Origin of the sequence: Bartonella sp. AA168HLJHH (genome assembly GCF_042197365.1) — a bacterium.
Classification (GTDB): domain Bacteria; phylum Pseudomonadota; class Alphaproteobacteria; order Rhizobiales; family Rhizobiaceae; genus Bartonella.
Window position 1 is genome coordinate 1 of the sequence record NZ_JBHIRS010000088.1, and the last position, 631, is coordinate 631.

At 35.2% G+C, this 631-nt stretch carries 1 pseudogene; it reads left to right on the plus strand.

The annotated features are described in order from the left end of the window. Nucleotides 1-380, plus strand: a pseudogene (locus ACFINM_RS09895) (hypothetical protein); the annotation flags it as partial. Nucleotides 381-631 lie beyond the last annotated feature (251 nt).

Here is a 631-nt window from a genome sequence, read left to right on the forward strand (position 1 = left end):
TTCTTGCTGATGCTCATATTTATGATCATGCGCATGTTTCTTATGATGCTACGGTTTTTAGTTATGCACGCGTTTATGGTCATGCCAAGGTTTCTGGCTCGGCTTGTATTTATAGCCATGCAAAAGTTTATAATTATGCTGTTATTAATGGTCGTGCAAAGATTTATGGCAAGGTTTATGGGAATGCTTATGTGAGTGGCTCTTGTGAGATTTATGGCTCTGTTTATGGCAATGCTAAAATCTCATATTGTGCAACGATCTGGGGGCGTGCTTATGGCAATGCAAAAATCAATAAAAAAAGCAAAGTAAGGTTGGTTCCAAAAAATTGTGAGGTTTATGAAAGGGATAATGTTGTCAATATAACTGATAAAACAGAATAAAAAGAGACATGGGGGGCGTGCATTCTTTATGGTTATAAACGCATATAAAATGCATTGCTATAAACATATCATAAAAGAGAGAGTAACATAAAAAAAGCCGTGCCAAGTGATATGACGCGGCTTTCAAATAGCGTTTCTTATTGATTAAAATGAATCATCCACAATGGAGTAATGAATGCATATATACAAAACGTATCATATTGCAAGCGCTCTATGAGAGATATGAAAACTTATCAAAAGAAACGTAAATG